The 13,946-nt window shown below is 58.7% G+C and carries 11 protein-coding genes; 7 read left to right on the top strand and 4 right to left on the bottom strand.

Features of this window, described 5'->3' with window-relative positions:
* The first annotated feature begins 11 nt into the window (after window positions 1–11).
* The 7 genes from ACNQ0W_RS13800 (at window position 12) to ACNQ0W_RS13830 (ending at window position 7,640) form a co-directional block, all read left to right on the top strand.
* Window positions 12–788, top strand: a complete 777-nt coding sequence (locus ACNQ0W_RS13800; protein ID WP_006810337.1) for a DUF4311 domain-containing protein — start codon at window positions 12–14, stop codon at window positions 786–788.
* A gap of 13 nt (window positions 789–801) precedes the next feature.
* Window positions 802–1,443, top strand: coding sequence for a DUF4310 family protein (locus ACNQ0W_RS13805; protein ID WP_015572508.1), 642 nt, complete (start codon window positions 802–804; stop codon window positions 1,441–1,443).
* 42 nt (window positions 1,444–1,485) lie between these two features.
* Window positions 1,486–2,619: an amidohydrolase/deacetylase family metallohydrolase gene (locus ACNQ0W_RS13810; RefSeq protein ID WP_062932458.1), complete on the top strand. Its 1,134-nt coding sequence runs from the start codon at window positions 1,486–1,488 to the stop codon at window positions 2,617–2,619.
* Window positions 2,603–3,721, top strand: coding sequence for a DgaE family pyridoxal phosphate-dependent ammonia lyase (locus tag ACNQ0W_RS13815; RefSeq protein ID WP_047052598.1), 1,119 nt, complete (start codon window positions 2,603–2,605; stop codon window positions 3,719–3,721). The genes ACNQ0W_RS13810 and ACNQ0W_RS13815 overlap by 17 nt, the downstream gene beginning before the upstream one ends.
* Entirely contained in the window at window positions 3,718–4,458 is a 741-nt protein-coding gene (gene dagF / locus ACNQ0W_RS13820) for a 2-dehydro-3-deoxy-phosphogluconate aldolase (protein WP_062932457.1), read from the top strand. The genes ACNQ0W_RS13815 and dagF overlap by 4 nt, the downstream gene beginning before the upstream one ends.
* Before the next feature lie 115 nt (window positions 4,459–4,573).
* Window positions 4,574–5,710: a lactonase family protein gene (locus ACNQ0W_RS13825; RefSeq protein WP_062932456.1), complete on the top strand. Its 1,137-nt coding sequence runs from the start codon at window positions 4,574–4,576 to the stop codon at window positions 5,708–5,710.
* A 19-nt stretch (window positions 5,711–5,729) separates the two neighbouring features.
* Window positions 5,730–7,640 carry a BglG family transcription antiterminator gene (locus ACNQ0W_RS13830; RefSeq protein WP_116329935.1) on the top strand — a complete coding sequence of 637 codons (1,911 nt, stop codon included), beginning with the start codon at window positions 5,730–5,732 and terminating at the stop codon, window positions 7,638–7,640.
* Window positions 7,641–7,672: 32 nt separating this feature from the next.
* Here ACNQ0W_RS13830 and nrdG read toward each other — a convergent pair whose 3' ends face one another.
* The 4 genes from nrdG to ACNQ0W_RS13850 all read right to left on the bottom strand — a co-directional run bounded on the left by nrdG (window position 7,673) and on the right by ACNQ0W_RS13850 (window position 13,943).
* Window positions 7,673–8,137 (bottom strand): anaerobic ribonucleoside-triphosphate reductase-activating protein, encoded by a 465-nt coding sequence (nrdG, locus tag ACNQ0W_RS13835; RefSeq protein ID WP_047637814.1) that lies wholly within the window; start codon window positions 8,135–8,137, stop codon window positions 7,673–7,675.
* 127 nt (window positions 8,138–8,264) lie between these two features.
* Window positions 8,265–10,403: an anaerobic ribonucleoside-triphosphate reductase gene (gene nrdD / locus ACNQ0W_RS13840; RefSeq protein WP_062932454.1), complete on the bottom strand. Its 2,139-nt coding sequence runs from the start codon at window positions 10,401–10,403 to the stop codon at window positions 8,265–8,267.
* 368 nt (window positions 10,404–10,771) lie between these two features.
* Window positions 10,772–11,344, bottom strand: coding sequence for a fructose PTS transporter subunit IIA (locus tag ACNQ0W_RS13845; RefSeq protein WP_062932453.1), 573 nt, complete (start codon window positions 11,342–11,344; stop codon window positions 10,772–10,774).
* Between the two features lies 1 nt (window position 11,345).
* On the bottom strand, window positions 11,346–13,943 hold the full coding sequence (locus ACNQ0W_RS13850; protein WP_062932452.1) for a glycoside hydrolase family 38 C-terminal domain-containing protein: 2,598 nt from the start codon (window positions 13,941–13,943) through the stop codon (window positions 11,346–11,348).
* Window positions 13,944–13,946 lie beyond the last annotated feature (3 nt).

The raw sequence follows: 13,946 nt of genomic DNA on the forward strand, positions 1-13,946 counted from the left end.
AGGGCAGACTGATGTTCTTAATTATATTAATAAAATCGCTCATCATTGGCGGCCTGGTTGGCGTCGGTGTTGGCGCCGGGGCTGCACGCATGTTTCATGCGCCTACCACTCAGGGTATGGGCGCGTTTCGTACGTTGGGGGAACTGAACTCCTGCGAAGGGGATCCGGCGTCCCACTTCTCCTTTGGGTTAGGTTTCTTCTTTAACGCCTGGGCCTCTTCCGTGGCCGCAGGTGCCTTCACACAGGACGTTGACCACCGCATCATCCCGAACTGGGGTGCTGCTGCACTGATGATCAAAAACCGTAACGTCGGTGAAACGCTGCATGACCCGCGCAAAATGGCGATTGCCTGCGGCATCATCGGCATGATTGTCGTGACCTTCCTTAACCTGACCGCCTCCTCCGTTCCGGCAGCGCTTCAGGTCACCGCCGTGAAGGTGCTGGTACCGGCGGCTAACCTGCTGGTCAACACCGTCATGCCGGTGATCTTCTGGCTGGCGGCCATCGACGCGGGTAAAAAATCGGGCTTCTGGGCCACCATCTTCGGCGGCGCGGCGCAGCTGATCATGGGTAACGCCGTACCGGGTCTGGTACTGGGTATTCTGATCGGTAAAGGCGTGGAAGAGAGCGGCTGGAACCACGTCACCAAAGTGATGATGGCGGCGATCGTCCTGCTGTTCGTGCTGAGCGGCTTCTTCCGCGGCTTCGACATGAAGATGATCGAATCCTTCCATCTGACCGTGCCGAACTGGCTCGACATGATCCACAACTCGCTCAGCGGTAAATAACAGGAGCCTCTAAATGGAACAGAATAAAGGTTTTTGGTATGCCGACTGGTCGTTCCCGATCTTCGTTGGCCTGCTCTCCTCCGGCGTCTTCGCCGGGACGCACATGTACTACCTCTACGGCATCGGCGCGTTTAACGAAGTGGCCTTCGTGGCGATGCTGAAAGCGGGAATCGATACCGGCGTCTACGGCGCGGTGGCGGCATTTGGCGCGAGCTTCCTGTTCGCCCGAATTATCGAAGGGTCGCTGGTGGGTATTCTTGATATCGGCGGGGCGATCCAGACCGGCGTGGGCCTCGGCGTACCGGCGCTGCTGCTGGGCGCGGGGATCATGTTCCCGGTGACCAACTTCATTGCCGCGCTGATTACCGGCCTGGTGATTGGCCTGGCGATTGGCTACGTCATCATCCTGGCGCGCAAGTTCACCATCAACCAGAGCAACTCCACCTACGGTGCAGACGTGATGATGGGCGCGGGTAACGCCTCCGGCCGCTTCCTCGGGCCGTTGATTATCCTCAGCGCCATGACCGCCTCCATTCCAATCGGCGTCGGTTCGCTGGTGGGCGCGCTGCTGTTCTACATCTGGCAGAAGCCGATTACCGGTGGCGCCATCCTCGGCGCAATGATTTTGGGCTGGCTGTTCCCGGTCGCCCTTTAATACCCGCGGGCGCTTCGGTGCCCGCTTTATCAGGAGATCCTCATGTTTGATTTACTCCTGCGCCGTGCGCGCCTCGCCGACGATACCCTGACCGATATCGCCATTCAGGACGGGAAGATTGCCGCGACAGGCGACATTGACGCTCCAGCCCGCAAAACGGTTGAGCTTAACGGTGACGTGTTCGTCAGCGCGGGCTGGATTGACTCCCACGTCCACTGCTACCCGAACTCCCCAATTTACCACGACGAGCCGGACAGCGTGGGCATTGCCACCGGCGTCACCACCGTGGTGGACGCGGGCAGTACCGGCGCCGACGACGTGGACGATTTTTACGCCATCACCCGCAAAGCCTCCACCGAGGTGTTTGCCCTGCTGAACATCTCCCGCGTGGGGCTGATCGCCCAGAACGAGCTGGCCAATATGGCGAATATTGACGCCGACGCGGTGAAGCAGGCGGTGAAGCGCCACCCGGATTTTATCGTTGGCCTGAAGGCGCGCATGAGCAGCAGCGTGGTCGGTGAAAACGGCATCACCCCGCTGGCGCGCGCGAAAGCGATTCAGAAAGAGAACGGCGACCTGCCGCTGATGGTCCACATCGGCAACAACCCGCCGAACCTCGATGAGATTGCCGAGCTGCTGAGCTCCGGCGACATCATCACCCACTGCTACAACGGCAAGCCAAACCGCATTCTGACGCCTTCCGGCGAGCTGCGCGCCTCCATCACCTCCGCCCTGAAGCGCGGCGTGCGTCTGGACGTCGGCCACGGCACGGCGAGCTTTAGCTTTGAGGTGGCGAAACGCGCCATCGCGATGGGCATTCTGCCGCACACCATCAGCTCGGATATCTACTGCCGCAACCGCATCAACGGCCCGGTCCGCTCGCTGGCGAGCGTGATGTCGAAATTCCTCGCCATCGGCATGTCATTGCCGCAGGTGATTGACTGCGTCACCGCCAACGCCGCCGACGGCCTGCGCCTGACGCGCAAAGGCCGCATTCAGTCTGGCCTCGACGCCGATCTGACGCTGTTTACCCTCAAGCGCCAGCCGACGGTGCTGACGGATGCCGAAAACGACAGCCTACAGGCTGAACACATTCTGGTGCCGCTTGCCGCGATCCGCGCGGGCAAGGGCTACATGACCGAACAAGGGAGCACGGAACATGCCTTCGATTTATGAGAAGTACAACTTAAAGCAGGTTATCAACACCTCTGGCCGCATGACGGCGCTGGGTGTCTCCACGCCGCGCCCGGAAGTGGTGCAGGCGGCAATGGACGGCATGAATCACTACTTCGAGATGAAGGATCTGGTCAATAAAACCGGGGAATACATCGCGAAGCTGCTGGAGGTGGAAGGGGCGACGGTGGTCTCCTGCGCGTCGGCGGGCATTGCCCAGTCCGTGGCGGCGGTGCTGGTGAAAGACAGCGACTGGCTGCTGGAAAACCTGCACGTCACACCGATTGAAAACAACGAAATCGTCCTGCCGAAAGGCCACAACGTGAACTTTGGCGCGCCGGTCGGCACCATGGTGGCGCTGGGCGGCGGCAGGCTGGTGGAAGCGGGCTACGCCAACGAATGCTCTGCCGATCAGCTGGCGGCGGCGATCACCCCGCGCACGGCGGCGATCCTCTACATTAAATCGCACCACTGCGTGCAGAAAAGCATGCTCAGCGTTGAGCAGGCGGCGGTTGTGGCGCGTAAACACGACTTACCACTGATCGTTGATGCCGCGGCGGAAGAAGATCTGCATACCTATTACCGATCCGGCGCCGATCTGGTGATCTACAGCGGCGCGAAGGCGATTGAAGGGCCAACCAGCGGCCTGGTGATCGGCAAAACCCAGTACGTTGAGTGGGTGAAGCGCCAGACGGCGGGCATTGGCCGCGCGATGAAGGTGGGCAAAGAGGGCATTCTTGGCCTGACCTGCGCCATCGAACACTACCTGACGGCCACCAAAGAGAGCGGGGCCGAGATGGTGGCGAAGATGACGCCGTTTATCGACGCGTTGAACACCCTGAACGGCGTCACCGCGCGCGTGGTCTGGGACAGCGCCGGACGCGACATCGCCCGCACCGAGATTAAGTTCGACGAAGCCACCACCGGCGTTGGCACCGGTGAACTGGTGAACGCGCTGAAGCAGGGCGAATACGCCATTTACTTCCGTGGCTATAAAGCCAACGAAGGGATTATCGAAGCGGACGTGCGCAGCGTAAATGCTGACCAGCTGAACATCGTGTACCGCCGCATTAGCGAAGTATTAGGACAGGAGAAAAACGCATGAAACTGACCCCCAACTTTTACCGTGACCGCGTCTGCCTGAACGTGCTGGCAGGCTCAAAGGCCAACGCCAGCGCCATTTACGAGGCGGCGGAAGGTCATGTGCTGGTGGGCGTGCTCTCCAAAAATTACCCGGACGTGGCGAGCGCGGTTGCGGACATGCGCGAATACGCAGCCCTGATTGATAATGCGCTCTCCGTGGGGCTGGGTGCGGGCGACCCGAACCAGTCGGCGATGGTGAGTGAAATCTCCCGCCAGGTGCAGCCGCAGCACGTTAACCAGGTCTTTACCGGCGTGGCCACCAGCCGCGCGCTGCTGGGGCAGAATGAGTCGGTGGTCAACGGCCTCGTCTCCCCGACCGGTACCGTCGGCATGGTTAAAATATCCACCGGCCCGCTGAGCAGCAACGCGCCGGACGGCATTGTGCCGGTAGAAACCGCTATCGCCCTGCTGAAAGATTTCGGCGGTAGCTCAATCAAGTACTTCCCGATGGGCGGCCTGAAATGCCGTGACGAATACCAGGCGGTGGCGGAAGCCTGCGCCCGTCACGACTTCTGGCTGGAGCCGACCGGAGGTATCGATCTGGAAAACTATGAGGCGATCTTGCAGATCGCCCTCGACGCGGGCGTGAGCAAAATCATCCCGCATATCTACAGCTCGATTATCGATAAAGCCAGCGGTGATACGCGTCCGGAAGATGTGCGTACGCTGCTGGCGATGACGAAGAAGCTGGTTAAGTAGAACCTGCCCCTCACCCTAACCCTCTCCCACCGGGAGAGGGAACCTTTACCCCCTCTCCCTTTGGGAGAGGGCTGGGGTGAGGGGAAACAAACCGCACACACCCGAAGGAGCCACCATGCACACCCGTACCCTGCTTGTCGCTTCACTCTCTTTACTTGCTACCTCTGCTATCGCTCAAACCCAGTACGCCTGGGTGGGCACCTACAACCCCAACGGCGAAGGGCTGTACCGCTTTACCGTCGACCCGCAAACCGGTGCGCTGAACGATAAAACACTGGTGAGCAAACTGCCGAACGCCGCGCAGTTAACCGTCTCACACGACGGCAAAACGCTGTATCTGGCAAGCGAAGTGGAGCAGGGCGTGGTGCAGGCGTTGCGCATCGGCGATAACGGCGCGCTGAGCGAGCTGAATCAGGTGGCCTCCGGCGGCGCGGGGCCGGTGTATCTTTCCCTGACGCCGAACGGCAAACATCTGCTGGTGGCAAACTACGTCAGCGGAACTGTTGCGGTACTGCCCGTTAACGCAGACGGCAGCCTGGGCGATGCTACGGACACCCATCAGGACAAAGGCGAACCGGGCGCGGCGAAGCCGGAAGCTGCCGTCGAGGGCAGTTTTGCCATCAGCGATCATAACGGCCCGCATGCGCACATGATCGCCGCCGATCCGAGCGGGAAATACGTTTTTTCCACCGATCTCGGGCTGGATCGCATCTATCAGTACTGTTTTGACGATCAAACCGGAAAGCTGACCCCGAACGATCCGCCGTTTATCAGCGCCTCCTCAAAAGGGGCCGGGCCGCGCCACTTCGTCTTTACGCCGAAAGGCGATGCCCTGTGGCTGATTAACGAAGAGGCGTCTACGCTCACCCATTATGCGCTGGACAGTAATGGCAGGCTGAAAGAGGGTAAAACGGTTTCAGCCCTGCCGGACGGTTATAAAGGCACCAGTTTTGCTGCCGGGCTGGCGCTAAGCGCCGACGGGAAGCAGCTGTATGTCGCTAACCGTTTGCATAACAGCATCGGGCACTTTACCGTAACGGCGGAGGGTACGCTGACGCATCAGGATGATGTCTGGACGCGCGGCGACTATCCGCGCACCCTGACGCTCGATAAGCAGGGTCGCTGGCTGTACGTCATGAACCAGCGCAGCGACAACATCACCCGTTTCCGCGTGGCGCCGGACGGCAAGCTGAGCGCCGAGCCAGACTATACCCCGGTCGGCAGCCCATCCCAGATGGTCATTTCACCCTGAGCAGTAAGAGGACAACGACGTGCGATTTCCGAACCAACGTTTAGCGCAACTTTTCGATCTGTTGCAAAACGAGACGCTGCCGCAGGACGAGCTGGCGCAGCGGCTGTCGGTCTCCACGCGAACCGTCCGGGCGGATATCACCGCCCTGAACGCGCTGCTGGCCAGCCACGGCGCGCAGTTCATTTTGAGCCGGGGCAACGGCTATCAGCTCAAAATTAATGATGTGACGCGCTATCAGCAATTGCAGGCGTCCCACCCGCGCGCGCTGCGCATTCCGCGAACCGGACCGGAGCGCGTGCACTATCTGGTGGTGCGTTTTCTGACGTCTGCCTTTTCCCTCAAGCTGGAGGATCTGGCCGATGAGTGGTTCGTCAGCCGGGCCACGTTGCAGAGCGACATGGTGGAAGTGCGTGAGTGGTTTCACCGTTATAACCTGACGCTGGAAACCCGCCCGCGCCACGGCATGAAGCTGTTTGGCAGCGAGATGGCGATCCGCGCCTGCCTGACCGACCTCCTGTGGGAGCTGGCGCAGCAGGACAGCCTCAACCCGCTGGTGACCGACGTGGCGCTGAATGCGGGCGTGGCGGAAAAGATGGTGCCGGTGCTGCACGATGCGCTGACGCGTCATCACATTCGCCTGACCGATGAAGGCGAGCTGTTCCTGCGCCTGTACTGCGCGGTGTCGGTGCGGCGCATCAGCGAGGGGTATCCGCTGCCGGAATTCCACGCGGAAGACGTGGAAGAGAACGTGCGTGAGGCGGCGAAAGATATCGCGGTGGCTATCCAGGAGCTGGCGGGCAAAGCGCTTTCGCCGTCAGAAGAGAGCTGGCTGTGCGTGCACATTGCGGCGCGGCAGATCCAGGAGATCGCCCCGAGCGCCATTAACGCCGACGACGACGAAGCCCTGGTCAACTACATTCTGCGCTACATCAACACCCACTATAACTACAACCTGCTGAGCGATGAGCAACTGCATGCAGATCTGCTCACGCACATCAAAACCATGATCACCCGCGTGCGGTATCAAATCATGATCCCCAATCCGCTGCTGGATAACATCAAGCAGCACTACCCGATGGCGTGGGATATGACCCTCGCGGCGGTGTCGAGCTGGGGCAAATACACCCCGTATGTGATCAGCGAAAACGAAATTGGTTTTCTGGTGCTGCATATCGGCGTTGGGCTGGAGCGCCATTACAATATCGGCTACCAGCGCCAGCCGCGGGTGCTGCTGGTATGCGACGCCGGTAACGCGATGGTACGCATGATCGAGGCGGTGCTTCAGCGTAAATACCCGCAGATTGAGGTGACGCGCACGCTCACCCTGCGCGAGTACGAGCTTGCCGATGCCATCGCCGAAGACTTTGTGATCTCCACCGCCCGCGTGAGCGAAAAATCCAAACCGGTGGTGATGATCGCCCCGTTCCCGACCGATTATCAGTTAGAGCAGATCGGCAAGCTGGTGCTGGTGGATCGCACCCGCCCGTGGATGCTGGAAAAATACTTCGACGCGGCCCATTTCCGCATTCTCGACAAGCCTGTCGACCAGCAAACGCTGTTCTGCGAACTGTGCGGGCAGCTTGAAAGGGAAGGTTTTGTTGGCGCGGAGTTTCTGGATTCGGTTATTGAGCGTGAAGCCATCGTCAGCACCATGCTCGGCGACGGCATCGCGCTGCCGCACTCCCTCGGCCTGCTGGCGCAAAAAACGGTGGTCTACACCGTGCTGGCGCCGCAGGGCATTCAGTGGGGAGATGAAACCGCCCATGTCATCTTCCTGCTCGCCATCAGCAAAAGCGAGTACGAAGAGGCAATGGCGATTTACGACATCTTTGTCACCTTCCTGCGTGAACGCGCGATGGCGCGTCTGTGCCAGTGCGAGAATTTTGCGGCGTTTAAGGCTGAGGCGATGGAGAGTTTGAGTCGGTTTTGACGTTCACGCGGACAGAGGATATCCGCCTGCATTCAACGCAGATGATGCACAACCTGGTTGCTGCTGCCACGCCAGATAAGCATAGGATCTTTTAGATCCTGCACGAACTTGCCGTCGACCAGAACGTTAATCAGATCCACCACTTCCATCTGCTGCGCATTCAGTTCATCCAGCTTATAGCCCGTCCAGACCCAGATGTCTTTTCCCGCGCACTCGCGGCGGATGCGTTTTACCAGCTTCAGGATCGCCGGCACGTTTTGCGGATGGAGCGGGTCGCCGCCAGAGAGCGAGATCCCCTGGCGTTTGATGCGCGTGTCGTTCAGGTCGTTGATGATTTTATCTTCCATCTCCGCGGTGAACGGCATGCCGGAATTGAGTCGCCAGGTGCTTTTGTTGTAGCAGCCGGGGCACTCGTGAACGCAGCCTGATACAAACAGGGTACAGCGGGTGCCGGGTCCGTTGACGATGTCGACGGGGTAGTATTGATGGTATCGCATAGAAAATGTCCAGAGAATGTGTGCGCGCTGATGCCCTCACCCCGGCCCTCTCCCACAGGGAGAGGGGGAAGAGTTCCCTCTCCCTTGAGGGAGAGGGGTAGGGTGAGGGGGAAACCCTGCGCAGAACTTACCCGATCTGCCCATTCCCCAGATGTTTCACCCTGCGCTTCACCTCTTCCTGCTTACCGGCGTTAAACGGACGGGCGTCCGGGCTGCCGAGGTAGCCGCACACGCGGCGGGTCACGGACACGCGGGCCGCATCGTGGTTACTGCATTTCGGGCAGGTGAAGCCTTTGCTGGTGCACTCGAACTCACCGGTAAAGCCGCACTCGTAGCACTCGTCGATTGGCGTGTTGGTTCCGTAGTACGGCACGTGCTGATAGCTGTAATCCCACACGTCTTCCAGTGCCTTCAGGTTGTGCTGAATGTTCGGGTACTCGCCGTAGCAGATAAAACCGCCGTTCGCGATGGGCGGATAAGCCGCTTCGAAGTCGATCTTGTCGTACGGGTTCACCTTCTTCTCAACGTCAAGGTGGAAGCTGTTGGTGTAGTAACCTTTGTCGGTCACGCCTTCCACGATGCCGAATTCGGCGGTGTCCAGACGGCAGAAGCGATCGCAGAGGTTTTCGCTCGGCGTGCTGTACAGGCTGAAACCGTAGCCAGTTTCCTCTTTCCACTGGTCTACCGCATCGCGCAGGCGCTGAACAATCGCGATACCCTTCTCACGCAGGGCGTCGTTGTCATAGATGTGCTTGTCGCCAAACAGTGCGTTAATCGTTTCGTGAATGCCGATATAGCCAAGAGAGATCGACGCGCGACCGTTTTTGAAGATCTCCGACACATCATCGTCCGCCTTCAGGCGCACGCCGCAGGCCCCTTCCATATAGAGAATTGGCGCGACGCGGGCTTTCACCCCTTCAAGACGGGCGATGCGGGTCATCAGCGCCTTACGTGCCAGCTGTAAACGTTCATCCAGCAGCGTCCAGAAGGCCGCTTCATTCCCTTTAGCTTCCAGCGCGATGCGCGGCAGGTTCAGGCTGATGACGCCCAGGTTGTTGCGCCCGTCGTGGATCTGCTCGCCGTTCTCATCTTCGTACACGCCGAGGAAGCTGCGGCAGCCCATTGGCGTTTTAAACGAACCGGTGACTTTCACCACCTGGTCGTAGTTGAGGATGTCCGGGTACATACGCTTGCTCGCGCACTCCAGCGCCAGCTGCTTGATGTCATAGTTCGGATCGCCAAACTTGTGGTTCAGGCCGTCGCGAATGGCGAACACCAGTTTCGGGAACACCGCCGTTTTACGGTTTTTACCGAGGCCGGAGATGCGGTTGCGCAGAATAGACTGCTGGATCAGGCGTGATTCCCAGCTGGTGCCGAGGCCAAACCCGAAGGTCACAAACGGCGTCTGGCCGTTGGCGGTGTGCAGCGTGTTTACCTCATATTCCAGCGACTGGAACGCGTCGTAGCACTCTTTCTCGGTGCGGGAACGGGCGTAACCGTCGGCATCCGGGATCTGCCACTCTTCCGCCGTTTTACGGTGTTTGTTGAAGCTTTCGGTCACGAACGGGGCCAGCACTTCATCGATGCGGTTAATGGTGGTGCCGCCATATATGTGGCTCGCCACCTGGGCGATGATCTGCGCCGTGACCGCCGTCGCGGTGGAGATGGATTTCGGCGGCTCAATCTCGGCGTTACCCATTTTAAAACCGTGGGTCAGCATGCCTTTCAGGTCGATCAGCATGCAGTTAAACATCGGGAAGAACGGCGAGTAGTCGAGATCGTGATAGTGGATCTCACCGCGCTCGTGCGCTGATACCACATCGCGCGGCAGCAGATGCTGGCGGGCATAGTGCTTGGCGACGATACCGGCCAGCAGGTCGCGCTGGGTTGGGATCACTTTGCTGTCTTTGTTGGCATTTTCATTGAGCAGCGACGAGTTGGTTTGCTCTACCAGGCCGCGGATCTCCTGGTTCAGGCGCCCGCGTTTCTCACGCTGGACGTCACGGTCGTGACGATACTCAATGTAGGCGCGCGCCAGCTGCTTGTACGGACCAGACATCAGCTGGTTTTCAACCGCGGTCTGGATCTCGTTGATATCCACCTGGCTGCGTTCATGCATCTGGCTGCTAACGACTTCTGCGACGGTGGCGCAGTAATCTGCGTCATCGACTCCCGCTGCTTTAGCTGCACGCAGAATGGCTTCTTTGATGCGCTCTGATTTAAACGGCACTTTACAGCCATCACGTTTCATCACATGCGGTGTCATGATCACTCCATTTTAAAAACAGGTTATCCACAGAGGTGGAGAAGTATTCACCGGGCGTATTCCTCGCCGCGGCAAAGACTTCCCGCGTGCCCAGCCCGTGTTATCCACAATTCCGGCCAGCGTAAGCGCCGTCTTGTTGTTGGAATAGTAGACGATAAATACAAGATGTTGGGTCGGCGTGCATTTTAAGTGCTACATATAGTGATTTGCATCAAACAAGTTTGCGATTTTTTTGATGCAGGACAAAGTAAAAAGACGAGAGTACAAACGGCGGGCGCTGGGGCAATTGTAAAGACGCGAAGGAAAAATCTGATTAATTATTCAACAAAAACAAGCGCTCAGCAGAGCCTGTGCTGAGCGCTGCCCGATTAACTCACCCCGCAGACCCAGCTCAACCCTGCCTGCAAAAAGGCTACGGTAATGACGCTGCCCAGTACCAACGGGATGAGAAGAGAGCTTTCGGGGGCCTCGTCCTGTTTTTGAGATCCTTCATCACTCAGGGCAGACATCGCCTCTTCCCGGGTGCTCGCCGCCAGCAATTGCTCACGCACCCGCTCATCCGTGAGTCTGCTGGTCAGCGTCGTCAGCAGTTGCATATGCGTACTGCCTGCTTCCGCTGGCGGAATGGCGAGCAGGAAAACCATCCTCACCTCTTCATCACCCTCCAGCCCCGGCCAGCATATCGGATCGTCAAAGAGCGCCAGACAAAATGCCGCCTGTTGCACCGCCTCGGTTTTACCGTGCGGGACGGCGAGCGCTTCACCCAGCGCGGTAGGGCCTTCACTTTCGCGTTGTAAAACGCTTTCGATAAATGCCTCTCGATCGTTGATGACATTCCGCCTGGCGAGCGGCTCGCTGAGCCAGCGGATCACTGCTTCCGGCGTGCGTTGGGGCGGGTTGATAAACACCAGATCGGGATGCGTCAATGCAAGCAAGTTCATATTAAACCTCAATCAAAAAATCACAGGTTGCGGAGGGGAGGATCGCCGTTACCGGCTGCACGGACTCTTCCAGATAGTTAATCTGACGAAGCCCCGCCAGGCTTTCCGGGACGGGAACGGGCTCCGTGCCGGCGTTAAACACGCGGACGACCGTACCTTGCGACTGCTGCGCATGGGGCAGAGCGGAAAGGATGAGCGGCTCCGGCAGGGTCATTAACGAGAATTGTGCCGGAAGCCTGCGTTCGGGCAGACGCAACGAAAAGCGCTCAAGACGGTGATCGAGCGTGTGTAGCGTTTGCCGTTGGTAGGTGAAAGGCTGTCCAGCCGCCTGATTTTCCAGCTGGCGCAGCGTGAGGTGATCGGCGTTGTCGGCCAGCGCGACGGTGAATGAAAAACGCAACGGTTTCAGCAACTGGGCATCAGGAGTCTCAACCACCGTATTATTGATGCCGGAGGCCCGACCCGGTCGCCATTTGAGATCGCTGCGTCCGAGCACGCCCGTCGATTTAAACATCGTCAGGGCAATAGCAGCGGGTTCGCTGCCGATAATCTGAAATTCTTTCATGCCACGACTAGTCACCACCAGCGCTTTACCCGGTTCCGCGACAGCGATAATGCCCTCGCTGGTTTCGATATCCACGGGCATCTCGCGATAGCGTTCTTGCCAGTGTTCACCGTCATATCCCGTTTCGCGCTGGATGATTGCGAAGGGCTGTGAGGCGATAGCGTGACGGGTGTGAACATCGCTGCCGATCAGTAAACGTAGCCGGTGATCGCAGTGGCTGTTTTCCAGCGAAGCCTCGACATACAGATTCGGATCGTCGTGGCGTAATTCGCAGAACAGACGAATGGATAACGGCGTTCGGGCCGTATCCTGACGGCTGGCGAGATCCTGCGGAAGACGCATTGTGGCCTCGACGGTCAGCTTTTCGACAAGCGGCGTTTTTACGCCGTCGACGAGCGTAAAATGCGAACAGCGCGTCGGCGCGTCGCCCGCAAGCGGTGAGAAATCGTAGCTGTCGCCCGCGTCCGCGCAGTCTTCAAAGGTAAAGAAAGAGGAGATGCGTCTGCCGCTGCGTTTGTCTTCCAGGGTAAGCGTTCCGGCGTCCAGCGACAGTCGATAATGCGCATTCTCAATCTCGCTGCTCTTTATCTTTTCAGGCGCCCGGAAAGGCGCACGGTCTTCTTCAACGTTAACAGTCAGATAGCCAATCGGCGGCAGAACCGGTGTCTTTACCGCAACGTGCCAGCGGTAATAAGGAGGAAGGGGCGTCTCGCACTCGCCCTCGGCGGTAAGGGAGATCGCCGTTCCGCCGGGCAGAATGTCTCTTTCCAGGACGTCGAAAGAGAGGGGCTGCCCCTGATACGTCAGGGCGATATTATCCGCCCGGTTATACAGGGTGGTTATCACCACGCGCTGCGTTGGGGTAGCCAGCGGGTTAAAAATCAGCAGGTCGCCATCCTGAACGCAGGCGGCGGCCAGGGTTTTCACTACCAGATTCCACAGGCTATGGCACAGCTGTTCGGTTTGTTCCAGACGATGCAGAATGTCGCGGTTGGTGGCATCGCTATTGCAGCCGCCAATGGAATCGTGGGCATGGTTTCGCAACAACTTTTTCCAGAGGGTGTCGACTACCGCGAGGTTGACCGGAATCCCCTGGTGACGCGCCATTGCGATTGTCGGCTCCAGCTGTCGCAGGATGAACTGTTCAACCTCATCGTTTTTCTTTTTGATGTCGTAGCGCACAGAGCCGATCGTTTTATGGATGCGGGTGTAGCGCGGCGATTTCAGCTCTCCTTCCAGGAGCTCAAACTGTTCACGCTGCGCGCGAAGGGTTTCTACATAACGCTCCAGAGAACTGATGAAGTAACGGTCCTGATCCGGGGACTGTGCGCTGGCGACCTCCAGGATTTTCGGCAGCGCCGGGTCGATGCTGACCTGATCGCCGCCGCAGGGCAGGAGCAGGTCGTTTAGACCGGCCCGTGAACGCAAAAGTGTGGTCATCGGGTAGATTTTTCCCCGGAGATGGGAGGCTTCCGAACGCATGTTTTTAGCCGCGCCATAACCGAGCGCCATCGCACAGGCGATGACGGTCGCACCTGACGGTGCGCGCCAGAGGAACTGGCTGCTTTTGGCGTGCCTGTCGTGATCGATACCGCGCCAGAAGACGATATTGTCGATATTGCAGCCCTGCAAGATCGTGGGCATTTGCGCATTGTGGCCGAAGGTATCCGGAAGATACCCGACCTGCATCGCATGCCCCAGCGCCCGGGCAGCAAAAATGCCGTACTTCAGGTTGCGGATAATCGATTCGCCATGCACGTTGTAGGTGTCCGTCTGGGTATACCATGGCCCTACGAAGATCCTTTTTTCTCTGACCAGCTTTTCCAGCCTGGCGCGATAATCAGGATTGATGGCGAGAAAGTCCTTCACTACCGCCATCTGTCCGTCAAGGTGATAGCAGGTGTAAGCGGAGTCCTGCTCCAGCGTGTTGATGACGTCCGCAAAATTATATGACGCCAGCACCATGCTGTCCTGACGGGTGAAATACCACTCCTGATCCCAGTGCGTATGGGCAATGACGTGGATCTGATTCATAAC

It is taken from the genome of Enterobacter cloacae complex sp. 6730903 (assembly GCF_048283985.1).
GTDB classification, from domain to species: Bacteria; Pseudomonadota; Gammaproteobacteria; order Enterobacterales; family Enterobacteriaceae; genus Enterobacter; species Enterobacter hormaechei_C.